Genomic DNA, 25,583 nt, shown 5'->3' with positions numbered 1-25,583 from the left:
CCCCGGGAAGGGTGTGATCTGCGTCACTGGTACGGAGCGGGGCTGGGTAGGGGGCCGGGGTACGGAGGGCCGGGCCTCAGAGCCGGGTCACGGCCGCGCGCACCACCCGCGTCATCGCGGCCGTGCCCAGGCAGGCGTCGACCTCCAGGACCCCGTAGTGCGAGCCGTTCCCGAGGACGGCGATGCCCCCGCACGGCTCCTTGCCGCGCGGCGCGGTCCCCGCGGTGTTCAGGCCGCCGCCGTAAGCGCCCAGCCAGTACGCGCTGATGCCCGGGGCGACGTCGATCGTGTGCGTCGGCCCGTAGACCCAGTGGCCGGCCGGTTCGTCCTGGCACGGCACCTCCTCCAGCAGGAGGCGCTCGGTGTAGTTACGGGTCAGCGCCGGGCTCCCGGCGTCGGCGGCGACCTCGCGTGCGACCTGGTCCTTGACGTCGGCCGCCAGCGTGGGGTCGCCGGGGTCCGTGTCCCTGGCCGTCACCAGTCCGCGGAAGTGCGCGCCCTGCCCGCCCAGGGTCTGGCCGAGGGTCTTCTCGCCCGCGCAGGCCGCGTTGGCGTACACGCCGTCCCCGACGCGGTCCCGTACGTAGATCGGCCGGGAGATCCCGGCCGCCTTGAACGCGGCCGCCGTCACCAAGTGCCCGTCGGTCATGGGGCCGGCGGCGGGCTTCGGCGCCGGGGCGCCAGTGGCCCCCCTGACGGGTGCGGCCGCCGTGGAGCGGGCGGGCAGGACGAACCGGCCGGTCAGCACGCCGAGTACGACGGCGGCGGTCAGGACGGCGACGGTCGTACGGATCCGCACGGCGTCACCTCCGGGCTCTCTCGCGCGCACGGGCGCCGGCCACGGGCGGCGGCCCGGGGCGCCTCAGAAGCCGCCGCCGAGGCGGTCCCGCATGAAGCGGCGGGCCTGGTGGATGCGGTCCTTGACGGTGCCCAGCGGAGCGTCGGTGATCTCGGCGATCTGGCCATACGTGAGGTCTCCCAGGTCACGCAGCACGAAGGATTCCACCAGGGCCGGGTGCCGCTCCTCCAGCGCGGCCAGCGACTCCATCAGGTCCAGCCGGGTGCCCGCGATGACGCTCGTCGTCCGCGGGTCGGCGCCCTCGGGCACGACCGCGTGGCTGTCCTCCGCGCGGCGGCGCATCGAGCGGTACGTCGACCTGGCGGCGTTCGAGGCGATCACGGTCACCCACCCCAGGAACGAGCCCCGCCCCCCGTACTCGTGCAGGTGGGTGCTGATGGACAGCAGGGCGTCCTGCGCGGCCTCTTCGGCGTCCACGTGGTGCGGAAGGAACCTGGAGCAGCGGCGCATGACGGTGGGCCGGAGCTTGACGAGGAGGCGGTCCATCGCCGCGCGGTCGCCCGCCCGCGCGGATGCCACGAGCCGCGCCAGCTCGTCCTCGTCGCTCACCCTGCCGTCTTCCCGTCCGCTTCCGTCCGCTGCCGTTCGCTTCCGTGCTCTCCGGCGCTCTTCGGTGCTCGTCGCCTGTGGGCCGGCGGATTCCACGGCTCCCCCGGTTCGGGCAGAATGGTGCCACATGCGGAAGCTGGGCCGTTACCTCCTCGAGGACAGGCTGGGAGCGGGGTCGTTCGCCACCGTGTGGAAAGCGTACGATCCCGAGCTCGACACGGACGTCGCCGTCAAGGTGCTGGCCGACAACTGGGCGTCGAACGCCGACGTGCGGGAGCGGTTCCTGGCGGAGGCCAGGCTGCTGCGCAGGATCTCCAGCCCGCGCGTGGTGCGCGTCCACGACATCGGCGTCCAGGACGACCGGCCCTACTTCGTCATGGACTACGTCAGGGGCGGCACGCTGGCCGACAGCATCGGGCAGTGCGGGCCCGCGGAGGCACTGCGGCTGGCGGCGGAGGCCGGGTACGCCGTGCAGGTGCTCCATGACGCGGGTGTGGTCCACCGCGACATCAAGCCGTCGAACCTCCTGCTCGACACCGGCCGCACGCCCGCGGCCGTCCTGGTCGCGGACCTGGGCAGCGCGAAGCGGCTCGCCGACGCCTCGGGGCTGACCGTGACCACCGGCACCCCCGCGTACATGGCACCCGAACAGGCCTTCCAGACCGGCGGGTTCGACGGCCGGGCCGACGTGTACGCCCTGGGCGCCGTGACGTTCGAGCTGCTGACCGGGCGCAAACCGTTCGGTTCCGGCGGCCGCGCGCACCTCACGCCGGAGCAGGCGTCGAAGTCCTCGCCGCCTGCGGTTCCCGGGGAGCTTCAGGTGCCGAAGGCCGTCGGCGCGCTCCTGCGGGCCGCGCTGTCCGCGGACCCCGGCGACCGGCCGGGCACCGCCCGGGAGTTCGCGGACGCACTGCTGTCACGCCAGGCCGGGGAATGGACGCCGGCCGGGTCGGCGCGGCCGTCCCGCCTCGCGGTCTGGCTCGCGGCCGTCGTCACGTTCCTGGTGGCAGCGGCGCTGACCTGGTGGTTCCGCTGAACTCGACACGACACGACTCGACACGACCGGACCCACCGCCCCACGCCCCGACGCGCACGGCGGGACGACGGCCCGTCAGGCCGCGTCGAACCCCCGTCGGACCCCCGTCCGACCCCCGTCAGGCTTCCCTCGGACCCCCGTCCGACCCCCGTCAGGCTTCCCTCGGACCCCCGTCCGACCCCCGTCAGGCTTCCCTCGGACCCCCGTCCGACCCCCGTCGGCGTCCCGTCGTCGGCCCCGTCAGACCCGCTGGGCCGGTTCGGGAACGGCGATGCCGTCGAGGAGGAGTTTGAGGACGGCCTGGAGCTCCTCGTCGAGCTCGCCCGGCTCGGTGTCGAGGGCGCGCTGCGACCAGCGGAACAGGGCTCCGAAGTACACGTCGCGCAGCAGGTTGCCGACCCGCTCGGGGACCAGGCCGGCGGCGAGGTCGCCGCAGCGCGCGCCCGTGTCGACGATGTCGGCGAATATCTGCGCCACGTACGGCTCCTCGGTCAGCGGCCGGCCGGCCTTGACCCAGGCCGACAGCATGGCCGTGGTGACCTCGCGTTCTTCCTCGTTGATCCGGGCCAGCGCCGACATGCAGCGCTCCAGCCGGGCGATGGCGTGCGAGTCCTGGACGTGGTCCTGTGCGAGAGAGTCGAGCAATTTGGTCCGACGCTCCTGACCCCAGGCGCTGATGATGTCTTCCTTGCGCTGGAAGTAGTTGAAGAAGGTGCCGCGTGCGACGTCGGCGCGTTCGGCGATCTCGTCGACCGAGGTGCGGTCGTAACCCTGCTCGGCGAACAGGGCCAGCGCGGATGCGTAAAGGCGCGCTTTGACCCGCTGCTTGTTGCGTTCTCGTCGGCCGGTGGGCTGGGTCCCGTCTGCTGGGTCTGGGGCCATGGTCGTCTCCGCTTCACGGTTGCCGGTCGGTGACGGGAGGAACGCCACCGCCGATAGAATTTATACCGTAGTTCAAGTCTGGGTGGGAGTCCTACTTGGGAGTGAACGCGGGGTCGCCACGCCTCCTCGGCGCGACGACCCCGGCGACACCAGCGACCCGACCCGACCCGAGCCCGCAGCCCGTCACACAGGCGTGGGGTGGGGCAGGCCGCGGGCGATCCGCTCCAGGCTCTCCGCGCCCAGCAGGCGGCCCGCGGTGATGTCCACACCGCAGGCCTCCCGCAGCCGCCGGCGCAGCTGCACGGCCATCAGCGAGTCGAGCCCGAGGTCGCGCAGCGGCCGGCGCGGGTCGAGATCGGCTCGCGCGATGCCGAGGATCCGCGCCGCGCTGTCGAGGAGCACCTCGGCGGCGTCGGCGGCCCGCGCCGACTGCTCCTCACGACCGCGGGCGGGTGTACGGGGGGCCGGTTCGGGGCGTGCGGCCCGGTCGGCGTACGGGTCCTGATCGGCGTACACGGCCCGTGCGGCCTGCGCGCCGTACGGGGTCGGCGCGCCTTGTCCGCCGTACGGGGCCCGTGCGGTCCGGTCGCCGTAGCCGGCCTGCTCGCCGTACCCGGTCGGTGCGGTCCGCGTGGTTCGTTCGGCGTAGGCGGTCGGCTCGGCGTACGCGGCCTGGTCGGCGTACGCGGTCTGCTCGGGGCGTGCGGTCTGCGCGCGGCGCGCAGCCGCGTCCCGGCGCGGGCTCTGCCCTCTGCGCGGCGCCCGGGTGGGGGAGTGCCGCAGGGCGCGAGCCGCGGGCGGCCGGATCGCGGTCGCGACCCGCGACAGCAGCGGGCCCGTACCCCGCAGCAGCGGCGCCCCCAGCCGGGCCGGTACGGCTCGCGCCAGGGCGGCCGCGGGCCCTGCCGGACGGCCCGTGCCCCGCAGGGCGATCCCGCGGAACTCGGCCAGGACGCGCCCCTCGCCGTCGAGCACGAGGACGTCGCCGTGCGCCGTACGCCCGTCGGGCTCCGCCGTGACGGTCGCCAGGCTCCAGAAGTCCTGCGGCAGTTCGCCGTACAACTGCGCCAAGGCGACCCCGGTGGGCAGCCAGCCGGCGTCCTCCGCCCCGGTGCGGGGCTCGGGCAGCGCGGCCAGCAGCGGCAGCAGAGCCGCCTCCCACAGGCCGGGGACCGGTTTGGCCAGCCGGATCCTGGCGACCGCCTCCCCGGGCCGGCGCCACAGCTGGTCGACGGCGTCGAACCCCTCACCGAGGTCGAGGCCGTGTCCGCGCGCCAAGCGGCGGAAGCCCGCGGTGGGCAGGTACGTGTGGCAGCGGCCGAGGGCGGCGTCCAGGTCCCTCTGGGCACGGCGGGCGTCCCCGGCGTCGGCCGGGTGCAGCGACGCGGTCGCGCAGGCGAGGCGCCGGGGCGCGTCCTGCTCCTCCAGCTCGACGGTCGCCCGCCAGGCGTCCCCGTCCTGTTCGAGGGTGACGGCCAGTGCGGCGGCCGTGGGGAGCGCCAGCCGCGGCGGTCTCCCGGCCGGCCGGACGTCCCGGACCGCGAACATCGTCCCGGGGACGGTACGGGCGGCGGCGTCCAGCAGCGCGGCGATCTGGACGGCGGGCGGCAGCACGACCTCGCCCGCGGCGCCGCCGGGAGCGGCCTGCTCCGCCCACTGCTCCAGCCCCCACGCCCCCAGCTCGACCCGGGCCACCCGGGTCACCGGCGCCACCTGGGCGGCCCGGCCGTCGGCGTCGGACGGGAGCAGCGCGGACGCGGCCGGGGCGCGCCGGAAGACCACCGGCTCCCACGGATAGTGCGGCAGCGGCACCGGCCGGACCGGGTGCCCGTACCAGCGCTCCCACTCCACCCGGCCGCCCGCGGCGAAGAACCGGCCGACGGCGCGCAGGAGTTCGGCCGGCTCGTCGCAGTTGCGCACCAGCGTGTGCACGGCGGCTCCGGCCGCGCCGTCGGCGGCCAGCGTGTCGCGCACCGCCCCGGTGAGCACCGGGTGCGGGCTGATCTCCACGAACACGTTCTCCGTGTTCTCCGTGTTCTCCGCGTTTTCGGCGTTCTCGGCGTTCGCGGCGATCTCCGTGTTCGCGGCGATCTCCGTGTTCTCGGTGTACTCCGTGTTCTCGGCGTGCTCCGCGCCCCCGGCGCCGCCCTCGCCGGTGAGCGCCCGTACCGCGCCGTGGAACAGCACTGGGCCGCACAGGTTGTCCGCCCAGTAGCCGGCGTCGAGTTCGGGACCGGCGAGCGGCGCGCAGCGGACGGTGGAGAACAGCGCGGTGCCGGCCGGGCGGGGGGAGAGGTCCGCGAGCCCGGCCAGCAGGTCCGGGCGCAGCGGCCGCATCTGCGGCGAGTGGGAGGCGACGTCGACGGCGACCCACCGGCACAGCACCCCGTCGGCTTCGAGCGCCGCCGCCACGGTGGTGAGCGCCGCCGGGTCGCCCGCGAGCACCGTGCAGGTGGGCGAGTTCTCCGCGGCCACGCACACCGACGGGGTACCGGCGGTGGCCGCGCGCGCCTCGGCCGCGGACAGCTCCACGACGAGCATGGCGCCCCCACTCGCCACCCGTCCCATCAGCCGGCTGCGGCGGCAGATCACCGCGGCCGCGTCCCGCAGCGACAGCGCGCCGCTGACGTGCGCGGCGGCCGCCTCACCCATGCTGTGCCCGACGCACACGTCCGGCCGCACGCCCAGGTCCCGCCAGGCCGCCGCGAGCGCGACCTGCACCGACCACAGCACGGGCTGCACGATCCGGACGCCGCCGGGGAACGCGCCGCCGGTCGCGCTGTCCGCGTCCGCCGTCAGCACCTCCTCGACGGACCAGCCCAGTTCCTCGCGCACCAGGCGGTCGCACGCGCGCAGGGCGGTACGGAACGCCTCGTTCGAGGCCAGCAGCGCGCGTCCCATGCCGAGCCACTGCGACCCCTGGCCGGGGAAGACGAAGACGGTCCGCCGCGGTCCGCCGAAACCGGCCTGGCCGAAGCCGCCGTCCGGGGTCTGCTCGCCGGCGGCCAACGTGCGCAGGACGGCGACCAGTTCGTCGTGCGTGGTGCCGGTCGCCCACAGCCGGTGCGGGCCCGTCTCGCGGCGGACGGCCGCGGTGGCGCAGATGCCGGCCAGCGGGTACGCGCGGCCGGGCCCGCCCGGCGCGAGGTGGTCAGCGTACGCACCGGCCAGGCGGCGCAGCGCGGCGGCGGACCGCGCGGAGAGCACCAGCAGGTGGCGCTCCCGGGCACCCCGGGCACCCCGAGCACCCCGGGCCCCTTCGGCCGGGCGGGCACCTTCGGCACTGCTCGAACCTTCGGCACTGCGCGAACCTTCGGCACTGATCGAACCTTCCCCACCGCCGGCGCCTTCGGCGGCGCGGGAAGCCCCCGTACGCACCGGCCCCCGACCACCGCCGTCCGCGGCGCGCGCGACCTCACCGGACCCCGTCACGCCACCGGCCGCCCGGGCCGGCGGGGCCTCGCGGACGTGTGCGCCGGCGGCGTCGGCGTCGGTGAACTCGCCGACGACGACGTGCGCGTTGGTGCCCGACAGCCCGAACGAGCTGACGCCGAGCAGGGCTCGCGGTCCGGCCTTGGCGAGGGGGGTGTTCTCGGTGACCACGGACACCGGTGACCGGCCGGCGGCCAGCAGCGGGTGCGGGGTGCTCAGGTGCAAGGACGCGGGGACCACCCCGTGCCGGGCGATGAGCACGGCCTTGATGAGTCCGGCGATGCCGGCCGCGGCCTCGGCGTGCCCGATGTTCGTCTTCACCGAACCGCAAAGCAGCGGCCGGTCCTGCGGGCGTCCCCGGCCCGCGACCTCGGCCAGCGCCCGCAGTTCCACGCTGTCGCCGACCCGCGTGCCGGTGCCGTGCGCCTCGACGTAGTCCAGGTGCGCGGGGTCGACGCCGCCGCTGCGGCAGGCCTCGCGCAGCATCTGCGCCTGGCCGGACACCGACGGCTGGAGCAGCAGGCCGCTGCCCTTGCCGTCGTTGGTGACCGCGCTGCCCAGCAGCACGCCGAGCACCGGGTCGCCGTCGCGCAGGGCGTCGGGCAGGAGTTTGAGGACGACCGCGCCGACGCCCTCGCTGCGCACGAAGCCGTCCGCGTCCGCGTCGCCGAACCGGCACCGCCCGCCCGGCGAGAGCATGCCGCCCTGCGAGTACGCGATGGAGTCCTCGGGGGACAGGATGACGTTGACGCCCGCCGCGATCGCCAGGGTGCTCTCGCCGGTCAGTAGGCTCTGCCGGGCCGCGTGCACGGCGACCAGCGAGGAGGAGCACGCGGTGTCCAGCACCAGGCTGGGACCGCGCAGGTCCAGGGCGTACGAGACCCGGCCCGCGGTGGCCGCGCGGATGCGGCTGCCGACGCTGTCGCGCACGTTGGGGCCGTCGGCCGGGCGGGCCGCCTCGCCGTACTCGGCGGTCGCCTGGCCGACGAAGACGCCGGCGCGCGTGCCGGCCAGGCCCGACGGGGGTATCCCCGCGTCCTCCAGCGCCTCCCACACGACCTGCAGCAGGATGCGCTGCTGCGGGTCCATGCTCCGGGCCTCGACCGGCGATATCCCGAAGAACGCCGCGTCGAAGGAGAAGACGTCGTCCAGGAACCCGCCGTCCCGGGACACGGTCTTCCCCGGGGCCGGGTCCAGGGCGGTGTAGTGGTCGTCGATGTCGAAGCGGTCCTTGGGGACCGGGGACACGGCATCGGTGTTGGCGATCAGCAGGTCCCAGAACTCCTCGACGCCGTTGGCGCGGGGGAAGCGGCATCCCATGCCGACGACGGCCACCGGGGTGCTGCCAGTGCGGGCTAAGCGCTCCACGTCACGTTCACCTTCGCTCAGTTCGATCACGACGAGTGAGAACAGCAGACCGCCTCGCCTGGACGGCGGGCGGGAGGGTGCCACGGACAAGTGCGATACAAAATTACATGCGAGACCAAGATTGGTCTAGAGGCCGATGTCAGCCCCCTATCGCGTCTCGCATCGTGAGATTCCTGGCGTAAGAACGCCCCTTCTTGCCCCTTTTGCCGGATACGCACCGGGGGTGGCTCCCAAAATTCTTGTACTTGCATCTCCTTATGGATTGGTGTCTACTGATGCATCAAGGTTCATAATTGATCATCGACCCAAACTTTGGGGGATGAGGTGTCGCACGCACCGTTAGGACCCACGGCCGTCGCGTACGGGGAGCGCGGCGGCCCGGCGGAGGCGCTGCCGGACTGGTGGACCGAGGCCATGGCCCGCGTCGTCCGGCTGTCGGCGCGCGAGCGCGAGGTGTTCCGGATGCTCGGCGCCGGCCATTCCAACCGGAGTATCGCGGCGCGGCTGAAAGTCACCGAGCGCACCGTGAAAGCCCATGTCGCCCAGATACTCAGCAAACTGAACGTCGAATCGCGGCTGCAGGCCGGGCTCGTGTCGTACGCCTATCGCGGCATGGACCAAAGGCCAATTCCCAGGGCCGCGAGCGCGCGATAGAAAAGTTCCGGCACGCCCTTCCGGATCGCATCGGATCTCGTCACGGCCAGGGGTTCACCCCTGCCCTCGCCGTGCCCATGCCTTCCGGTTGCCGCGGTACGACACGAGTTCGCCGTCCGCAGGATATGAGATGCCCTTTCCCCCGCGGAATTGATCCGGGTATTTCGTCCTGCGCCGGAGGAGAAGACCGCTCCGCAGACGAGGAGATGACACGTGTCCGTTACAGACATCGAGACCAGGAGCGCCCCGGCGGCCGGCGGATCCGAATCCGCCGACCCGCGCGAGACGCTCCGTTCCCTGCCCCGGTTCCTGCAGTACCCGCTCACCGTCTTCACCGGCAAACCGCTGCCGGAGCAGACCCGGCTGCCGTGGACGCCGACGTTCCACCTGGTCTCCGCCGTGTTCGCGATGCTCGCCGGCGTCGTCGCCGGCTCGGCCGGCTGGGCGCTCGGCGGCTGGTGGCTGCTCCTGCTGCTGCCCGGCTGGGCGGTGACCCTGCACGGCATGCGCAACCTGCGCATGATGATCTACCACCAGTGCTCGCACCGGAACATGTACCGGCGCCGACGGCTGGACACCGTCCTCGGACGCGCCATATCCAGCCTGCTGATCATCCAGAACTTCGAGCGCTACAGCCGCGAGCACGTCAGCGACCACCACGCGGCCCACCACATGACGCTGCGCGACCCCACAGTCCAGGCGTTCCTGATCAGCCTGGAGCTCGACCCGCGGATGACGCGGCGCCAGATGTGGCGCCGGCTGCTCGGCAAGCTCGTGTCGCCCCGCTTCCACCTCGCGTTCGCGATCTCCCGGGTGCGCTCCTTCTGGAGCACGGCCGCGCGCAGCGAACGGGCTGCCGCCTTCTGCCTGTACGGGTCGCTGACCGCCGTGACCGTGGTGACCGGGACCTGGCCCGTGTTCCTGACCGTGTGGTTCGTGCCGCTGCTGCCGCTGTTCCAGGTCAGCAACACCCTGCGGCTGTGCGTCAAGCACACCTTCCCCCCGGCCGGAACCCAGGTGCGGCGCGGCCGCGACTACTTCGCCGGTCTCACCAACGCCATCTTCATCGGCGAGCCCGCCCCCTCCCCGGCCCTGCCGGCCGGCCGCCGCGCCCTGGCCTGGGCCCGCTGGACGCTGCGCATGCTGTTCGTGCACGCCCCGTCCCGCTACCTCGTCCTCACCGGCGACACGGTGGTGCACGACTTCCACCACCGGCACCCCTCCAGCCGCGGGTGGGCCGACTACCTGTTCGCCCGCAAGCGGGACATCGAGTCCGGCCACGAGGGCTGGCCGCGGTACCGCGAGGTGTGGGGCATGGTGCAGGCGATCAGCTACGTCTTCGACTCGCTCACGGCCGCCGACCCGCGCGAGTACGACGCCGCGCTCCTGCCGCAGGTCAGCAAGCGGGAGCTGTTCGCGGCCTTCGACGACTGACGCGGCCGGCCGCGCGGCGCCCCGTACCGCCCCGTACCGCTCCGTACCGCCGGGCGCGACCGTCCCGGTCCCGTACCCCGGTCCCGTACCCCGTCCCCGAACTCACCCCCGTACCTCACCCCGTACACCAGGAGTCCCCATGCCCCAGCAGCGGAAAATCATCCTCGGTGTGGCCGCGAGCGACGCCCACGCCGTCGCCAACCACCTGATCGCCCACGCCCTGCGCGGCATCGGCTACACCGTGGTCAACCTCGGAACCTGCACGCCCGTCGCGGAGTTCGCCCAGGCGTGCCGGGAGCACCCCGACGCCGAGGCGGTCGTCATCGGGAGCCTGAACGGTCACGCCCACGAGGACCTGCGGGACCTGCCCGCCGCCAAGGCCGCGGGAACGATCCACTGCCCCGTCGCGCTCGGCGGCAACCTGTCGGTCGGCAGCAGGAAGGACCCCTCGGCCCTCGACCGGCTCTACCGGCTCGGCGTCGACCGCATCGTCGCCGACCCGACGGAACTGCCCGCCGTCCTGGACGAACTGCGCGCCGCGCACGCCGCGGTGTACGCCGCCGCGGGCGCCGCGGAGCCCGCCGCCGAGCCCGTGCTGGTCGCGTCATGACCAGCCGGATCACGCTCCCCGGCGCGGCCCGCGCCGGGGAGCCGGCCCCCGGCACCGGATCGCTGCCGCCGCTGGAGGAGTCGGTCGACTACATCGCGGAACTCGGCAAGCCCACGGTCGCCGCGGTCCTGGACGAGGCCCGCGCCGCCGGCCGGGTCGCGATCCAGCCGCGCTGCGGCGTCGGCGGCCACGAGGAGATGAAGGCGCTGCTGCGGGACCTGGAAGCCGGGTCGGCGCCCGACATCCTCACCCTGACGATCGACTCCCACACCCGCCTGAAACGGTTCGAGCAGGCGCTGCGCACACTGAACCGCGACCCGGCCGACCTGAACGGCTACCCGCTGGTGACCCACGGCTGGCGGCGCGGCCGGGACCTGAACGAGTCCGTCCGCGCGCCGCTGGAGGTCCGCCACGGCTCGCCCGACGCCCGCGCCCTCTTCGACGTCTGCGTGGCCTCCGGGATCACCTCGTTCGAAGGCGGCGGGATCTCCTACAACCTGCCCTACTCCAAGGCCGTCCCGCTCGCCGAGTCGCTCGCCGCCTGGGAGGACGTCGACCGCTGCTGCGGCCGGCTCGCGGACCTCGGCCTGATCGTCGACCGGGAGCTGTTCGGCACGCTCACGGCGGTCCTGGTGCCCCCGTCGATCAGCCTGGCGATCAGCGTCGTCGAGGCGGTGCTGGCCGCGCGCGCCGGCGTGCGGTGCGTCTCGGTCGCCTTCCCGCAGGGCGGCCACCTCGTGCAGGACGTCGCCGCCCTGCGCACCATCCCGCTGCTGGCCCGCCGCTACCTGCCGCCCGGCGTCACCGTGCACGCCGTCTTCCACGAGTTCATGGGCGTCTTCCCCAAGGGCCGCGGCAACGCCGAGGACCTGATCTTCTACGGCGCCCTGGTCGCCCGGCTCGGCGGCGCGTCCAAACTGATCACCAAGACCTACCAGGAGGCGTACGGCATCCCCGAGACGCAGGCCAACATCGACGGGCTGCGGCTGGCCGACCGCGCCAACTCCCCGCTGCTGGACTTCGTGTCGGTGGACGCCGACCGGGTCGCGCAGGAGCAGGAGTGGATCCTCGCGGAGGTCGCCGACATCGTCGAGCCGCTGCTGGAACGGCCCGACCTGAGCGCGGCCGTGGTCGAGGCCTTCGAACGCGGCACGCTGGACATCCCGTTCAGCGCCAGCCGGTACGCGAAATCGGACGTCATCCCCAAGCGGGACGCGGAAGGCGCGATCCGCTACCTGTCCCCGGGCGCCCTGCCGCTGTCGGGGCGGGTACGGCGCCGCAACGACGAACTGCTGCGGTACGGCGCCAAGGGCGGCCCCGACGGTGCCGCCGGCCCCGGCGGTCACAGCGGCGGCGACGGCGGCCGCGCCATCGGATCCCTGCTGGCCGGTCTGACCGGAGACATCAACTACTTCCTCACCGTGTTCGGTGAGAGCGGCCGCGAGGCGGCGTACTGAACCGGGCGGCCGTGCGGCGGCCCGCCCCGGCCGCCCCGCCGCCCGGCCCCGGGCCGCCCCGGCCCCCCTCGACCTCCCCTCCTCGCCCGGTCGCGTCCGGGCATCCACTGCCAAGGAGATCGGTATGTCCCCGCGCACCATCCGCATCTGCATCGTCGGCGCCGGCCCCCGCGGCACCGTGGCGTTCGAACGAATCTGCGCCAACGCCCCGCTGCTCAGCCCCGGCCAGGACGTGCACGTCCACGTCATCGATCCGTACCCGGTCGGGGGCGGCCGGGTGTGGAAGTTCGACCAGCCGCGCGAGCTGCTGATGAACACCGTCGCCGGCGACGTCACGGTCTTCACCGACCCGACCGTCACCTGCGAGGGACCGCTGACCCCCGGGCCCACCCAGTACCAGTGGGCCCGGATGGTGGCCGACGGCCGGGTGACCGACGTCAGCGACGAGGCGAAGGCCGAGGCGGCCGTCATGGAGCCCTGGTCGTACGCGTCCCGCGCGTTCCAGGGCGAGTACCTGTCCTGGGCGTTCCGGCACATCGCCGCCCGCGCCCCCTTCGAGGTGTCCGTGCGCGTCCACCGCACGAGGGCGGTGTCCGTCGCCGACTGCCCCGACGGCATGCAGGAGGTGCGGCTCGAAGGCGAGGACCTGCCGCTGCGGGTGGACGCGGTGATCCTCGCGCAGGGCCACTACGACGTCGCCCCCACCACCCGCGAGCAGCGCCTGGTCGACTTCGCCGCGCGCCACGGCCTGAGCTACGTCGCGCCGAACAGCCCCGCCGAGGCCGACCTGTCCGGGATCAGGGCCGGGCAGCCGGTCGTCCTGCGCGGCCTCGGCCTCAACTTCTACGACTACATGGTGCTGCTCAGCCAGGGCCGGGGCGGGCGCTTCGTCACCGAGGGGGACCGGCTGCGCTACCTGCCCAGCGGCGACGAACCGGTGCTGTACGCCGGTTCCGGGCGCGGCATGCCCTACCGGGCGCGCGCCGAGATCAAGAAGGAGATCGTGCCGCGCTACCAGCCGGACTTCCTGACGGCCGAGCGGATAGCGCGGCTGCGGCGCGACGCGGGCACCGGACGCACCGACTTCGTCCGCGACCTGTTCCCGCTCGTCGCCAAGGAGGTCGGCTGGGTGTACTACCGCGCCCTGCTGCGGGACCAGTCGCCGGCCGCCCACGCCCGGCTGGTCGCCGAGTACCCCGCCCTGGAGTGGGGCACCCCGGCCATGGAACGGCTCATCGAGGAACTGGTGCCCGACCCGGAGCTGCGCTTCGACTGGAAACGGCTGGACCGGCCGGCCGACGGCGTCGGCTTCCGCGGGCAGGCGGACTTCCGCGCCTGGATCCTCGGCCAGCTCGCCGAGGACCTGCGGCACTCCAGGCTGGGGCCGGCGCGCAGCGCGGTGAAGGCCGCGGCCGCCGTCATGCGCGACCTGCGCGACGAGGTACGGCAGGTCATCTCGCACCGCGGCATCAGCGGCACCTCCTACCGCGACCACATCGACCGCTGGTTCAGCGGCCTGAACAACTACGCGGCCAGCGGCCCGCCGGCGACCCGCGTGGCCCAGCTGCTGGCGCTCGTCGAGGCGGGGGTCGTCGAGCCCCTCGGCCCGCGCATGACGGTGACCGCCGACGAGGGCGCGGGCGTCTTCCTGGCCTCCTCCCCGGACGTCCCGGGCGCCCCCGTACGGGCCACCGCGCTCGTGGAGGCCCACCTGCCGCTGACCGACGTGCGCCGCGCGACCGACCCGCTGCTGGCGTCCATGCGCGCCGCCGGGCAGTGCCGCCCGCACGTCATCCCCGACGCCGGCGGCGAGGGGTACGAGACCGGCGGCCTGGACGTGACGGAGTCGACGTTCCAGGTGGTGCGCGCCGACGGCACCCCGCACCCGGGGCGCTTCAGCTACGGGCCGCCGGTGGAGTCCGTGCAGTGGGTCACCGCGATCGGCGCCCGCCCGCACGTCAACTCCCGCACCCTGCTCCAGGGCGACGCCATCGTCCGCGCCTGCCTGCGCCTGGGCATGGCCCGCCTGGCCCGCGACGGCCACCTCGCCGCGGTCGCGGCGGCCGGATTCGGCGGCGAGTCCGCGCAGGCCGCCGCGCGCGCGTCCGAGCTGACCGTCCCGCTGGCCGGCTGACCCGCGCCGCACGACCCCGCGGCACTCCGCGGCACCTCGTCAACACCGCACGACACCGCACGACATCCCCTGAGGAGACGGCAATGATCACACTTGAGGCGGTACGGGAGCACGCCGCCGCGGCGGCGGACCGCGTCGCCGTCCGCGACAGCCAGGAGGCGCTGACGTGGGGCGAACTGGCGGACCGGGTCGAGGCGCTGAGGGCCTGGCTGACCCGGGCCCTGGACCACTACGAGGCGAACCGGGCGATGGTGCTCGCCGGGAACAGCGTCCGCGTCGTCGTGGCCACCGCCGCCCTGACATCGCTCGGCATACCCTGGGTGGGCGTCGACCCGGAACGCGACGGCGACACGATCGCCGAGCAACTGGCCGCCGTGAACCCCACCTTCATCGTCGTGGACAGCTCCCTGCCCAGCCTGCCGGCCGACTTCTGGCAGCGCTGGGGCGACACCGCCGTGCTGCTCGACCTGGTCGCGTTCCCCGCCTTCGACACCCGGGTCACGCACTACCTGGCGGCGGCCGAGGGCGACCACAGCGCGGCGCCGTGGGTCAACCCGCCGTTCTCGGCACTGGGCTTCACCAGCGGCACCACGGGCACCCCGAAGCTGTTCGTCCGCCGCAAGCGCACCGAGAACCAGCGCGTCGCGTTCCTGCGCGACCGGGTCGGGTTCGGCCCGGGCGACTCCTTCCTCATCACCTCGCCGCTCGCCTTCGCCTCCGGGCACGTGTGGGCCGGCGCGGCCCTCGCCCTGGGCGGCACGGTACGGCTGGGCCCGCCGGACGCGGCCGCGGCCGTGGACGTCCTCGCGAACGAGCGGCTGACCGGCGCCTTCTTCGTACCGCCGTTCCTCGACCGGCTGCTGGAGGCGGCCACCACGACGCACGCCGCCGCCGACCTGACCGCGCTGCGCTTCGTCCTCACCGGCGGCCGGCACATCAGCCCGCGCACCATCCGCCAGACCCGGGACCGGCTCGGCGACCTGCTGTACGCGTACTACGCCACGACCGAGACCGGCATCAACACCATGGCCGGGCCCGACGACCTGGCCGCCGCGCCGTACTCGGCGGGACGCTTCATGCCGGGCATCACCGTCCGCGCCCTCGACCCGGACACCCTCGCCGCGCTGCCGCCCGGCCGGGTCGGCCTGCTGGCGATCGACAGCGCGTACGCGATGGACGAGTACGTGCACCGGCCGCTGGACACCGTCACCCTCGACGGCCGCCGGCACATCCTGACCAGCGACTACGGCTACCTCGGCGCGGACGGCCGGCTGTACGTCACGGCACGCTCGGAGCCGGGGATCGACGTCGTGCGGGTCGAGGGCGCCATCAAGGAGGATCCGGCGGTGCGCGACGTGTGCGTCACGACCTCGCTGGACGACGGCGGACCCGGCGCCGTCGCGGTGGTGGTCCTCCAGTCGGGCCTGGCCCCGCAGCGCCGGCAGCGCGCGCTGGTACGGGCCGGCGACGTGCTGGGGCGGTTCACCGGCGGCGCCCGCGTCGCCGAGGCCGGGAGCATCCCGTACAACAGCGCGGGCAAGGTGTCGCTGCCGCAACTGCGCAGGGAGCTGGCGGCGCTGCCGAAGACGGCGTGAGGGGCGCGGCTCCTCCCCGACCGTGTCCGCGGCCCTGAACGCCTGGTCGGAGCCCCGCCGGAGCGATCGGCGGGGCTCCGGTTGATTCTGTACCTACTAGTATGTACAGTAGGAGTCATGAGGACGACGAAGGAGGCACTCGTCGAGGCCGCGGCCGAGCTCCTGTGGGAGCGCGGCTACGCGGCCACCAGCCCGGCGATGATCCAGAAGCGCTCCCGCGCCGGGCAGGGCAGCATGTACCACCACTTCTCCGGCAAGGCCGATCTGGCCCTCACCGCCATCCGGCACTCCGCCCGCCAGCTGAGCACCGCGGTCGAAGCGGTGCTGGCCGGCGGCGGCTCGGCGGTCGAACGGATCGGCGCCTACCTCGACATGGAGCGCAGCCCGCTCGCCGGCTGCCGGGTCGGCCGCCTCGTCCAGGACCCCGACGTCGTCGCCGACGACCACCTGCGCGCACCCGTCGCCGAGTTCTTCGCGTGGTCGCGGCAGCGCATCGCCGAGGTGCTGGAGGAAGGCGTCCGCAGCGGCGAACTGCGCCAGGACACCGACCCCGCGGCCATGGCGTACCTCGTCGTCGCGGCCGTCCAGGGCGGTTACGTCCTGGCCCGCGCCCAGCAGGACGAACAGGCCTTCCGCCGCGCCACCGAAGCGGCCAAGGCGGCCGTGGCCCGGCTGCGCGCCTGAGGGCGGTGCCGGACCGGCCGGCCCGGCACCCGCCCCGCGGCGACGCGGCGCGACCCATGACCGCGAACCCGTACTCGTACCCGCACCCGTACTCGTACCCGCACGCGACCCCGTACTTGCACCCGCGACCCCGTACCGCGAAGACCAACGCGCCCGAGCACGACCGTGCCCTGGAACGACCGCACCGCGCCCGAACGGCGACTGACCGGCCCCGAAGCGACAGCCCCGCGAACGCCCGCCAACGCCCCGCGACCGAAGGAAGGTTCCCGCCATGACCGCCGCCCCCGAAACGCCGACGAGCACGGCGCCGCCCCGCGTCGCGCACACCCCCGCGCCTGCCGCGCCTGCCGCTCCCGCCGCGGTCCAGGGCGCCGCCACTGCCGCCGCCGGCACGGCCACCGCGGGACCGGTGCGCAGCGCGCGCCGCACCGGCCTCGCGCTCGCCGCCGTCTGCCTCGGCTTCTTCATGATCCTTCTGGACGGCAGCGCGCTGAACATCGCCCTGCCCGCCATCGAGCGCGACGTCCACGGTTCGATGGCGGCACTCCAGTGGGTCGTCACCATCTACACCATCCCGCTGGCCAGCGTCCTGCTCACGGCCGGCAGCATCAGCGACCGCTGGGGCGCCCGGCGGCTGTTCGTGTCCTCACTGGCCGGCTTCACCGCCGCGTCCCTGCTGTGCGCGCTCAGCCCGAACCTGACCGTCCTGGTGGCCGCCCGCTTCCTGCAGGGCGTCGCGGCCGGCGGCCTGCTGCCCACCACCCTGGCGATCATCGCCCGCACCTACCCCGACCCCATCGAGCGCGCCAAGGCCATCACCGTCTGGGGCGCCACCGGCGGGCTCGCCCTGGTCGCCGGCCCGATCGGCGGCGGCGCCCTGACCGAACTCATCGGCTGGCGCTCGATCTTCCTGATCAACGTGCCCGTCGGCCTGCTGACCCTCTTCCTCGCGCTGCGCTACGCCGACGAGACGCCGCGCCGCGCCTCGCGCGCCGCCGACCTGCCCGGCCAGGTGACCGGCATCGTCGCCCTGTCCGCGATGGTCGCGTACCTCATCGAGGGCGGCTCGCTGGGCTGGACCTCGCCGCTCCCGCTCGGCCTGCTCGCCCTCGCGGTGACCACCGCCGCCGGCTTCGTCGCCGTCGAGGCGCGCACCGCGCACCCGATGCTGCCGCTGGCCGTCTTCCGCCGCGCCGCCTTCTCCGCGTCGATCACCAACGGCTTCGCGTTCCAGTTCGGCGGCTACGGCATGCAGTTCATGCTCGCCATCTACCTGCAGCAGCACTGGCACATCAGCGCGGAGCGGACCGGCGTGTACTTCCTGCCGTTCTCCGTCGCCTGGGTCTTCGGCACCATCGTGCTCAACCGCCGCCTGATCGGCCGCGGTCCGCGCTTCCTGCTGTGGACCGGCGCCCTGTCGTCCTTCGTCGGCAGCATTCTGCTGCTCGGCGTGACCGGCCGGGACACGCTGCCGCTGTTCGTCGCCGGCACCGCGCTGGCGGGCCTGGGCTGCGGTGTGTTCTCGCCGAGCCTCAACGCCGCCGCCCTGCTGGCCATCGACCCCGCCTACGCGGGCCTCGGCTCCGGCGTCCTGAACACCGCGCGCCAGGTCGGCATGGCGATGGGCGTCGCCCTGCTCGGCTCCCTGATCGGCATGCACGACGCGCTGCTCGGCCTGCGCGTGAGTGTCGTCCTCGTGGCGGTGTGCTTCTTCGCCATCATCGCCCTGAGCGTGGCCTACGTGCCGCGCAAGGAGACGGCCTGACACCCGTGCCGGCCCCGTACCACCCGTCATGTCATACGAGGAGCGATGCACCATGCGCGCAGTAGTCGCCGAACGCCACGGCGGACCCGAGGTCCTGGCCGAGGCGCGGCGCCCCGACCCCGAGCCGGGACCCGCGGACCTGCTGGTCCGGCTGACCGCCGCCGGCGTCAACTTCAAGGACGTCTACGAACGCGAGGGCCGGGGCGCGCCGCGCGCCCCGTTCGTCCCCGGCAGCGAGGGCGCCGGCACGGTCGTCGCCGCCGGCCCGCAGGCGGCGGCCGCCGGATTCCGGCCGGGGGACCGCGTCGCGTGGTGCACCGCCCCCGCCTCGTACGCCGAACTCGTCGCCGTACCCGCCGTGTCCGCGGTGCGCGTGCCCGACGGCATCGACGACACCGACGCCGCCGCGATCATGCTCCAGGGCATCACCGCGCACTACCTGACCACCTCCACCTACCAGGCGGCCGGCGGCGAGACCGCGCTCGTGCACTCCGCGGCCGGCGGTCTCGGCCGCCACCTGGTGCGGCTGCTCGCGCACCGCGGCGTGCGCGTCATCGGCACGGTCTCCTCGGCCGGAAAGACCGCGGCGGCCGAGGCGGCGGGCGCGAGTGACGTCATCGTCCGCGAGGAGGGCGGCGACCTGGCCGGGCGGGTCCGCGAGCTGACCGGAGGGCGGGGGGTGGACGTCGTCTACGACGGCATCGGCAGGGACACCTTCGACGCCGGCCTCGCCTCGCTGCGCAAGCGCGGCACGTACGTGCTGGTCGGCACGGCGTCAGGGACGGTGCCGCCGTTCGACCCGCAGTCGCTGGCGCCGCGCGGGTCACTGTTCCTGACCCGGCCCACCCTGGCCGACCACGTCGGCCCGGACGGCGAACTCGCCGGCCGCGCCGCCGACGTCTTCCGCTGGCTGGACGAGGGCGTGCTGAGCACCGTGATCGGCGGCCGGTACGCCTTCGGCAAGGCCGCGCAGGCGCACGCGGACCTCCAGTCCGGCACCACCACCGGCAAGCTCCTGCTGGACCCGGCGAACTGACGCCCGGCAGGCCACCCCCATCCGCAGCGCAGCCGAGACACCCGGAGACGCGCCATGACCCGCTTCGCCCGCATCGCCTACACCGACTCCGTCCGCGCCGTCCAGGAACGCAACGGCAGCGCGCAGGCCATGCGGCGCCACCTGGCCGCGGACGCGGACGGGGAGGGGGCCGGGACCGGGGGAGCGGACGCCGACGGCCGGCCCGACCCCCTCGGGCCGGCCGAGCAGCAGTTCATCGCCGAACGCGACGGCTTCTACCTGGCGACCGTCGGCGACACCGGCTGGCCCTACATCCAGCACCGCGGCGGCCCGCCCGGCTTCCTCCACGTCCTGGACGCCCACACCCTGGCGTTCGCCGACGTCCGCGGCAACCGCCAGTTCATCACCACCGGCAACCTGCGCCACGACGACCGCGCGGCCCTGTTCCTGATGGACTACGCCAACCTGGCCCGGCTCAAGCTCTACGGCCACTGCACCTGGCACGACATCACCGAGGCCCCCGGCCTGGCCACCCGCCTGTCCCACCCCCGCACCGACGGCCACGTCGAGCGCGTCGTCACCATCCGCGTCGAGGGCTACAGCTGGAACTGCCACAAGCACATCACCCCCCGCTTCACCCCCGACGAACTCGAGGAGGTCCTCCAGCCCTGGCGGGACGAGATCACCCGCCTGCGCGCGGAGAACGAGGCCCTGCGCGCCCGCGTGGACCCGGCGGGCGGCGGCGACGGGTGACGGCGGCTGCCGGGGGCCGGGCGGGGGCCGCCGGCCGGACGGGCCGGAGGTCAGTGGTTCGCCGGGGCCGCGGGGCAGCGGTTCGCCGCTCGCCATTCGGGAGCGAGCACCGCCCAGACCTGCTTGTCGTAGCGCACCCCCTCGTACGGCCACGCCTCGCGCCGCACGCCCTCCAGCGTCATGCCGAGCCGCGCGGCCACCGCCGCGCTGCGGTCGTTGTCGGCGCGGCAGTGCCACTCGGCCCGGTGCAGCCCCCGGGCGGTGAACGCCCAGTCCAGCAGTACGCGGCACGCCTGCGTGACCAGACCGCGGCCCTCGGCCGACGGCTCCAGCCAGCAACCGACCTCGCACCATCCGGCGGCGGCCTGGACATCGGTGAACAGCACGCCGCCGGACAGCGTCCCGTCCCGCCATATGCCGTACAGACGGGCGCCGTCGGCGGCCTGCGCCTCGGCGTACCGCCGGAGGGTGGCCCGCGCCCCGTCCACGCCGCCGGCGACGAACGCGGGCCCGACCCATGGACGGATGTGCTCGCGGGCCCTGTCCATGTGCTCGGCGAACTCCTCGGCGTGCCAGACCTCCAGAGCGGCCAGGCGGGCGCCGTCGCGCAGCGGCAGTGAGAACATCAGGGCCTCCCTTTTGCATAACGGTTGTTATGGCAATGTAGCGTGGCGGCATGCCACGCACGAAGGGAGACCACGAGGCCCGCCGGCGGGACGTCTCCGCAGCGGTCTGGCGGGTCATGGCCGCACGCGGCTTCGCCGGCCTGACCCTGCGCGCCGTCGCCGCCGAGCTCGGCGCGACCACCGGCCTGCTCACGCACTACTTCCCCACCAAGCACGCCCTCGTCGAGTACGCCCTCGACCTGCTCGAACAGCGCACCCTCGCCCGCCCCCGCCGCCGTACGGGCACGGGCCTGGCGGCTGTCAGGGACGCCCTGCTGGACGTCCTGCCGCTGACCCCCGAGGCCACCGGCAGCAACCGCATCTGGGTCTCCTCGTGGGACGCCGCGCTCTCCGACGCCGCCCTGAGCGCCGACTACGCCCGCAAGTACGCCGAGGGCCGCGACCGGCTGAAGCAGCGGGTGGCCGCGGCCCAGGAACTCGGCGACCTGCCCCCCGGCGATCCCGCGTCCATCGCCGCCGGCGCGCAGTCCTTCGTCCTCGGCCTGGTGGTCCAGGCCCTGTTCGACCCGGCGGCGTTCCCGCCCGAGCGCCAAGTCGAACTCCTCGACGCCTACTTGGCCGCCCTGACGCCCCCCGCGGAGCCCGCCGCCCCGCCCGCTCCCGCTCCCTCCGCCGCCCCGGCCGCGGGTCACCCCGCCGACCCGGGCCGGCCCGAGGGCGGCCGGCCCGCACGGCCCTCCTGACCGTACGGCCGTCCTGACGGCGGCCCCGGAACCCGGCCGCGGATCCCGGCCGCGAACAACCGGCTCACGCGTCGGCGTTCCGCGGCCGCTTGGGGGAAGGCGCCCGATGACGCGACGGGACGCGGGACGGCCGGACGGGACGGCGGGCGACTGCCGGACGGGACGGCCGTCCCGTCCGGCGGGTGAGCCCGCCACCCGCGCGTCACGCATCACCACCGGACGTACGACACGGAGAAGGGGTCGCGGATGTCGACACACGCCTACGGACACGGCGGCGGCCGGGCCGCACGCCCGCTGCGGGAGGCCATGCGGCCCGCCGGGCGCGCGGGGTTCGCCGCCCGCGGCGTCATCTACCTGCTCGTCGGCTTCCTCGCCCTGCGGATCGCCTTCGGCGACGGCGGCGAGCGGGCGGACCGGCAGGGCGCGCTGCACCAGATCGCCGCGCAGCCCTTCGGCACCGCGATGCTGTGGCTGCTCGCGGCGGGGCTGGCCGGGATGGCGCTGTGGCGTGCCGCCCGGGCGCTCCTGGCCGACGACAAGGCCGGCAAGCGGGCCGCGGACGGCGGCCGGGCCGTGTTCTACGCCCTGGTCTGCTGGGGAACCGCCGCGTACGCGGCCGGCTCCGGCGGCTCCTCGGGCGGCAGCGACCAGCAGTCGAAGGACTGGACGGCCAGTGTCCTGAAACTGCCCGGCGGACGCTGGATCGCCGGAGCCGCGGGGCTGGCGCTGTGCGTGGCGGGCGTCGTGATCGCCGTGCGCGCGGTGCGCCGGACGTTCCTGAAGAAGCTCAACACCGCGCGGATGGGGCGGCGGACCCGGGAGGCCGTCACCGTGTCCGGCGCGGTCGGCGGCGCGGCCCGCGGCGCGGTCTACGCGGGCGCCGGCGTCTTCGTCCTCATCGCCGCGGTGCGCTTCCAGCCGCACCGGGCGAAGGGCATGGACGAGACCCTGCGCGCCTTCGCCCACACCCCGGCCGGTCCGTGGCTGCTCGCGGCGGTGGCCGCGGGGCTCGTCCTGTTCGGCGTGTTCTCCTTCGCCTCGGCCCGCTGGCGCCGCCTGTGACGAGGTGACGGGCCCGCGCCCGCGCGCGGGGCCGGGCGTCACCCGCCCGCCGTGTGGAGCACGGAGGCGACGAAGAAGACCATGACCACCAGCGCGATGACGGCGAACACGGTGACCTTGGGACGCTCGGGTCCCGCGTCGCCCGCCGCCGGCGACGGGTCCTCGGGAGAGACGGGCGCGAGGGGGGCGGCGGCGGCCGGGACGCGCGGGGAAGGGGCGAGGCGGCGGCCCCGGCAGGCGGCGCACGGGCGGGCCGGGAAGGGGACGCGCACGTTGCGGCTGCTCAGGCCCGCGGTGGGGAAGGCGGGACGTACGGCGGGCGAGGTGGGCGTGAGTCCGTGCAGGTAGACGGCGCTGCGCTCCGGGTCGAGGATCCCCGAGCGGGCGTCCTCGGGATGGACCAGGGCGGCCACGATCTGGGCCGTGGCCAGGACGACGAGCTGGATGTCGACCCGCGCGCCGCGAGCGGCCTGGGTGTCGGACGCCGACCGCCGGAACTCCGCGGCGCACTCGTAGCACGGCGTGCGCCCGTCGGGAAGCACCCACAGGATCTCGCCGACCTCGGCGTCACGGATCCGGGGGTCCACCCACACCCCCGGGTACACCGCGGGCGTGCCGACCGAGAGGGCGACGCGGTTGACGTGCCGCTGGCATGCGACGGAGTCGGTCGCGGCGACCACCACGTCGGCCCGCGCCGCCAGTGACCGCTGTTCGTCCGCGGGTGCGTCGAGGAAGTCGAGGCGCAGCCCGGTCGCGTCGCAGGGCGGGAAGTCGCGGCGGATCTTCTCGGCGAGCGCCGGGGCCTTGGGCCGCCCCAAGGCCGAGGCGCCGAGCGGGTGCCGTACCAGGTTCTCCACCGCCAGGGTGTCGGGATCGACGAGCCGCAGCGGGCTGAACCCGATCCGCGCGAGTTCCTCGGCGAGGAATCCGCCCACCGCTCCCGCCCCGACGATGAGCGCCGAGCCGGTGCGCCGGCCGTGCCGCGCCCAGACCCGCTCCCCGGCCCCGGCCCACCGCTCGTCGGTCAATCGAAGACCCAGCGCGCCACCCGGACCGCCTTCGGCAGGTCACGGGAATCCTCGTCGATCCGCCCGCCCTCGGGCCCCTCCGGCCCCTCCGGCCCTCCGTACCCCTCCGGCTTCAACTCCCCGCTGCCGGTGTCGAGGAACCACTCCCGCTCGCTGTCACGCGCTTCGTCCGGCGTCAGTTCCGCCGTCTGCACGGTCCGCGGTGCTGCACCCATGAGGAAACCTCCTTCGAGCCCGGGTCTCCGGCGCTCCCGCGCCCCCTGTGGGGACCTTGCCGTCGACCGCCGCCGGGCCGGTTCATCGCAACCCACGGCTCCATGGCTCTCGCTTTCCACGGTACGCGCCGGTACGGGGGCCGCATCCCGGCGGCCCGGGCGGCCCCGCCGGCCCGGGCGCCACGCGGCCCGCCGCCCGCCCGCCACCGTCAGGCCATCGCCGCCCCCGGGGTGGTCGAGCGGGCGGCGCGATACCGGCGTACAACGCCCGGGTCCCCGCGCCGATTCGCCGCCGCGGGGCCGCTCAGCGACCGCTCGGGGCTCGCTCGGAGGCCGCGTGCGGGCGCGGTTGCGTGGTCCGTCCGACGGTGTGAGCCTGAAGAAGCACGGCCATCGGACGGTCGGCCGGCCACGATCGGGGCCGCCGGTACGTCTGATGACGACTCGTTACGGCCGGGCTCCGGCCCGGTCCGGTACGCGCGGGACGCACGCCGTCCGGCTCGCCGGGTACGCACCCCGGCTCCGCGGCTGTGCCCGGTGACCCGCGCACGGAGGTCATTGTGCCGTTCGACGACGCGGCGACCAGATCCGCGGTCGACAAGTCACTGGCAAGTCCGCCGCAGCGCACCCAGCACCTGCTGGGCAACCTGCGCGACACGCTGCGCGGCCGGCTGCCGGCCCGCAGGGTCGACGAGAACGTGCTGGTCGGTACGTGGAACATCCGCTGTTTCGGCGACCTGAACGAGCAGTGGCACGCGCGGTCCACCGATCAGCCGATGAGGGATCTGGAATCCCTGCGCTGCATCGCCGAGATCGTCTCGCACTTCGACGTGGTCGCCGTCCAGGAGGTGCGGGCGAACATGAAGGCGCTGCGCCACATGATGAAGGCGCTGGGGCCCGACTGGGGGTTCATCCTCACCGAGGTCAACCGCGGCCGCGCGGGCAACGACGAACGGATGGCGTTCGTCTTCGACACCCGCCGGGCCAAGCCGTCCGGGCTGGCCGGTGAGCTGACCCTGCCGGAACGGGTCCGGAAGAACAGCCCGGACTTCGCCCGCCGGCCCTACGCGGTCAGCTTCCGGTGCGGCGCGCAGACCCTGGTACTGGTGACGCTGCACATCCGGTTCGGGCAGCCCGAGGACCGGCTGCCCGAACTGCTGGGAATCGCCGAGTGGTTGCGCGACTGGGCGAAAACGGAGAGCGAGTGGGGCCACAACCTCATCGTCCTCGGCGACATGAACATCGGCTCCGAGGAGGACCCGCTGTACAAGGCGTTCACCTCCACGGGACTGCGCCCGCCGGCCGAGCTGAGGAAGGTCCCGCGCACGGTCTTCACCAGTGACACCCGCGACGCCTTCTACGACCAGATCGCCTGGTTCCACGAGGAGGACGGGAACGGACGCGGTCACCGGCCGGTCCTGTCGATGCGCTTCACGGGCAACGCCGGGTTCGTGGACTTCGGCGGTCCCATCCTGAGCGCCCGCCGGATGTCGCTGCACGACCTGTCCTGGCGCATCTCCGATCACTATCCGCTGTGGGTGGAGTTCGCCACCGATCCCGCCACCGATCCCGCCGCCGACACGGCCGCCCACACGGCCGCCGCCTCCGCCACCGCCACGGCCGCACACACGGCCACCGCCGATCACGCCGCAGGACCACGCCGACGTGCGAACAGAGGGTGA

General features: G+C 74.4%; 21 protein-coding genes. 14 read left to right on the top strand and 7 right to left on the bottom strand.

From position 1 onward, the window contains the following. Nucleotides 1-76: 76 nt before the first annotated feature. Together K7G61_RS30315 and K7G61_RS30310 are read right to left on the bottom strand one after the other, a co-directional pair. Nucleotides 77-799: a hypothetical protein gene (locus K7G61_RS30315; RefSeq protein WP_225850255.1), complete on the bottom strand. Its 723-nt coding sequence runs from the start codon at nucleotides 797-799 to the stop codon at nucleotides 77-79. Nucleotides 800-862: 63 nt separating this feature from the next. Then, complete coding sequence (locus K7G61_RS30310; protein ID WP_225850254.1) at nucleotides 863-1,408, bottom strand: RNA polymerase sigma factor; 546 nt, start codon at nucleotides 1,406-1,408, stop codon at nucleotides 863-865. Between the two features lie 127 nt (nucleotides 1,409-1,535). On the opposite strand from K7G61_RS30310, the gene K7G61_RS30305 reads away from it, so the two are divergent. Further along, a complete protein-coding gene (locus tag K7G61_RS30305) occupies nucleotides 1,536-2,444 on the top strand; it encodes a serine/threonine-protein kinase (protein ID WP_225850253.1) in 909 nt (302 codons plus the stop codon). 240 nt (nucleotides 2,445-2,684) lie between these two features. On the opposite strand, the gene K7G61_RS30300 is transcribed toward K7G61_RS30305, so the two are convergent. Both K7G61_RS30300 and K7G61_RS30295 read right to left on the bottom strand, forming a co-directional pair. Then, nucleotides 2,685-3,326: a TetR/AcrR family transcriptional regulator gene (locus K7G61_RS30300; protein ID WP_225850252.1), complete on the bottom strand. Its 642-nt coding sequence runs from the start codon at nucleotides 3,324-3,326 to the stop codon at nucleotides 2,685-2,687. A gap of 183 nt (nucleotides 3,327-3,509) precedes the next feature. After that, the gene (locus tag K7G61_RS30295; protein ID WP_225850251.1) at nucleotides 3,510-8,126 is read right to left on the bottom strand and encodes a type I polyketide synthase; all 4,617 of its coding nucleotides are present in this window, start codon (nucleotides 8,124-8,126) and stop codon (nucleotides 3,510-3,512) included. A 324-nt stretch (nucleotides 8,127-8,450) separates the two neighbouring features. Here K7G61_RS30295 and K7G61_RS30290 point away from each other — a divergent pair, with 324 nt between their 5' ends. The 10 genes from K7G61_RS30290 to K7G61_RS30245 all read left to right on the top strand — a co-directional run bounded on the left by K7G61_RS30290 (nucleotide 8,451) and on the right by K7G61_RS30245 (nucleotide 20,227). Continuing rightward, the gene (locus K7G61_RS30290; protein ID WP_225850250.1) at nucleotides 8,451-8,780 is read left to right on the top strand and encodes a helix-turn-helix transcriptional regulator; all 330 of its coding nucleotides are present in this window, start codon (nucleotides 8,451-8,453) and stop codon (nucleotides 8,778-8,780) included. A gap of 213 nt (nucleotides 8,781-8,993) precedes the next feature. Further along, the gene (locus K7G61_RS30285; RefSeq protein WP_225850249.1) at nucleotides 8,994-10,214 is read left to right on the top strand and encodes a fatty acid desaturase; all 1,221 of its coding nucleotides are present in this window, start codon (nucleotides 8,994-8,996) and stop codon (nucleotides 10,212-10,214) included. A gap of 139 nt (nucleotides 10,215-10,353) precedes the next feature. Then, nucleotides 10,354-10,824: a cobalamin-dependent protein gene (locus K7G61_RS30280; RefSeq protein WP_225850248.1), complete on the top strand. Its 471-nt coding sequence runs from the start codon at nucleotides 10,354-10,356 to the stop codon at nucleotides 10,822-10,824. Then, nucleotides 10,821-12,281 carry a methylaspartate mutase gene (locus K7G61_RS30275; protein WP_225850247.1) on the top strand — a complete coding sequence of 487 codons (1,461 nt, stop codon included), beginning with the start codon at nucleotides 10,821-10,823 and terminating at the stop codon, nucleotides 12,279-12,281. Before K7G61_RS30280 ends, K7G61_RS30275 begins: the two co-directional genes overlap by 4 nt. Before the next feature lie 124 nt (nucleotides 12,282-12,405). Beyond that, complete coding sequence (locus K7G61_RS30270) at nucleotides 12,406-14,415, top strand: FAD/NAD(P)-binding domain-containing protein (RefSeq protein WP_225850246.1); 2,010 nt, start codon at nucleotides 12,406-12,408, stop codon at nucleotides 14,413-14,415. A gap of 83 nt (nucleotides 14,416-14,498) precedes the next feature. Then, on the top strand, nucleotides 14,499-16,010 hold the full coding sequence (locus tag K7G61_RS30265; protein ID WP_225850245.1) for a class I adenylate-forming enzyme family protein: 1,512 nt from the start codon (nucleotides 14,499-14,501) through the stop codon (nucleotides 16,008-16,010). 117 nt (nucleotides 16,011-16,127) lie between these two features. Continuing rightward, nucleotides 16,128-16,694: a TetR/AcrR family transcriptional regulator gene (locus K7G61_RS30260; protein ID WP_225850244.1), complete on the top strand. Its 567-nt coding sequence runs from the start codon at nucleotides 16,128-16,130 to the stop codon at nucleotides 16,692-16,694. Between the two features lie 271 nt (nucleotides 16,695-16,965). Beyond that, nucleotides 16,966-18,459, top strand: a complete 1,494-nt coding sequence (locus tag K7G61_RS30255) for an MFS transporter (RefSeq protein ID WP_225850243.1) — start codon at nucleotides 16,966-16,968, stop codon at nucleotides 18,457-18,459. Between the two features lie 52 nt (nucleotides 18,460-18,511). Further along, complete coding sequence (locus K7G61_RS30250) at nucleotides 18,512-19,495, top strand: quinone oxidoreductase (RefSeq protein WP_225850242.1); 984 nt, start codon at nucleotides 18,512-18,514, stop codon at nucleotides 19,493-19,495. A 54-nt stretch (nucleotides 19,496-19,549) separates the two neighbouring features. After that, nucleotides 19,550-20,227, top strand: coding sequence for a pyridoxamine 5'-phosphate oxidase family protein (locus K7G61_RS30245; protein WP_225850241.1), 678 nt, complete (start codon nucleotides 19,550-19,552; stop codon nucleotides 20,225-20,227). A gap of 50 nt (nucleotides 20,228-20,277) precedes the next feature. On the opposite strand, the gene K7G61_RS30240 is transcribed toward K7G61_RS30245, so the two are convergent. Continuing rightward, nucleotides 20,278-20,853, bottom strand: a complete 576-nt coding sequence (locus K7G61_RS30240) for a GNAT family N-acetyltransferase (protein WP_225850240.1) — start codon at nucleotides 20,851-20,853, stop codon at nucleotides 20,278-20,280. A 50-nt stretch (nucleotides 20,854-20,903) separates the two neighbouring features. Between K7G61_RS30240 and K7G61_RS30235 the strand changes: the two genes are divergently transcribed. After that, nucleotides 20,904-21,596: a TetR/AcrR family transcriptional regulator gene (locus K7G61_RS30235; protein WP_225850239.1), complete on the top strand. Its 693-nt coding sequence runs from the start codon at nucleotides 20,904-20,906 to the stop codon at nucleotides 21,594-21,596. Nucleotides 21,597-21,842: 246 nt separating this feature from the next. Further along, on the top strand, nucleotides 21,843-22,658 hold the full coding sequence (locus K7G61_RS30230; RefSeq protein WP_225850238.1) for a DUF1206 domain-containing protein: 816 nt from the start codon (nucleotides 21,843-21,845) through the stop codon (nucleotides 22,656-22,658). A gap of 38 nt (nucleotides 22,659-22,696) precedes the next feature. On the opposite strand, the gene K7G61_RS30225 is transcribed toward K7G61_RS30230, so the two are convergent. Beyond that, nucleotides 22,697-23,686 carry a ThiF family adenylyltransferase gene (locus K7G61_RS30225; protein ID WP_225850237.1) on the bottom strand — a complete coding sequence of 330 codons (990 nt, stop codon included), beginning with the start codon at nucleotides 23,684-23,686 and terminating at the stop codon, nucleotides 22,697-22,699. Beyond that, a complete protein-coding gene (locus K7G61_RS30220) occupies nucleotides 23,683-23,901 on the bottom strand; it encodes a hypothetical protein (protein WP_225850236.1) in 219 nt (72 codons plus the stop codon). Before K7G61_RS30220 ends, K7G61_RS30225 begins: the two co-directional genes overlap by 4 nt. Nucleotides 23,902-24,461: 560 nt before the next feature. Between K7G61_RS30220 and K7G61_RS30215 the strand changes: the two genes are divergently transcribed. Beyond that, nucleotides 24,462-25,583 carry an endonuclease/exonuclease/phosphatase family protein gene (locus tag K7G61_RS30215; protein ID WP_225850235.1) on the top strand — a complete coding sequence of 374 codons (1,122 nt, stop codon included), beginning with the start codon at nucleotides 24,462-24,464 and terminating at the stop codon, nucleotides 25,581-25,583.

The sequence above is a fragment of the Streptomyces sp. HPF1205 genome (assembly GCF_020400825.1).
Lineage (GTDB): Bacteria > Actinomycetota > Actinomycetes > Streptomycetales > Streptomycetaceae > Actinacidiphila.
The sequence above is the reverse complement of the archived record's forward strand: the minus strand, read 5'-3'. Positions and strand labels throughout refer to the sequence as shown.

Excerpts from the sequence above, each read along its gene's own strand:
- K7G61_RS30305 (WP_225850253.1), top strand. The coding sequence starts at position 1,536 with ATGCGGAAGCTGGGCCGTTACCTCCTCGAGGACAGGCTGGGAGCGGGG.
- K7G61_RS30300 (WP_225850252.1), bottom strand. The coding sequence starts at position 3,326 with ATGGCCCCAGACCCAGCAGACGGGACCCAGCCCACCGGCCGACGAGAA.
- K7G61_RS30280 (WP_225850248.1), top strand. The coding sequence starts at position 10,354 with ATGCCCCAGCAGCGGAAAATCATCCTCGGTGTGGCCGCGAGCGACGCC.
- K7G61_RS30275 (WP_225850247.1), top strand. The coding sequence starts at position 10,821 with ATGACCAGCCGGATCACGCTCCCCGGCGCGGCCCGCGCCGGGGAGCCG.
- K7G61_RS30270 (WP_225850246.1), top strand. The coding sequence starts at position 12,406 with ATGTCCCCGCGCACCATCCGCATCTGCATCGTCGGCGCCGGCCCCCGC.
- K7G61_RS30265 (WP_225850245.1), top strand. The coding sequence starts at position 14,499 with ATGATCACACTTGAGGCGGTACGGGAGCACGCCGCCGCGGCGGCGGAC.
- K7G61_RS30260 (WP_225850244.1), top strand. The coding sequence starts at position 16,128 with ATGAGGACGACGAAGGAGGCACTCGTCGAGGCCGCGGCCGAGCTCCTG.
- K7G61_RS30255 (WP_225850243.1), top strand. The coding sequence starts at position 16,966 with ATGACCGCCGCCCCCGAAACGCCGACGAGCACGGCGCCGCCCCGCGTC.
- K7G61_RS30250 (WP_225850242.1), top strand. The coding sequence starts at position 18,512 with ATGCGCGCAGTAGTCGCCGAACGCCACGGCGGACCCGAGGTCCTGGCC.
- K7G61_RS30245 (WP_225850241.1), top strand. The coding sequence starts at position 19,550 with ATGACCCGCTTCGCCCGCATCGCCTACACCGACTCCGTCCGCGCCGTC.
- K7G61_RS30240 (WP_225850240.1), bottom strand. The coding sequence starts at position 20,853 with ATGTTCTCACTGCCGCTGCGCGACGGCGCCCGCCTGGCCGCTCTGGAG.
- K7G61_RS30235 (WP_225850239.1), top strand. The coding sequence starts at position 20,904 with ATGCCACGCACGAAGGGAGACCACGAGGCCCGCCGGCGGGACGTCTCC.
- K7G61_RS30230 (WP_225850238.1), top strand. The coding sequence starts at position 21,843 with ATGTCGACACACGCCTACGGACACGGCGGCGGCCGGGCCGCACGCCCG.
- K7G61_RS30220 (WP_225850236.1), bottom strand. The coding sequence starts at position 23,901 with ATGGGTGCAGCACCGCGGACCGTGCAGACGGCGGAACTGACGCCGGAC.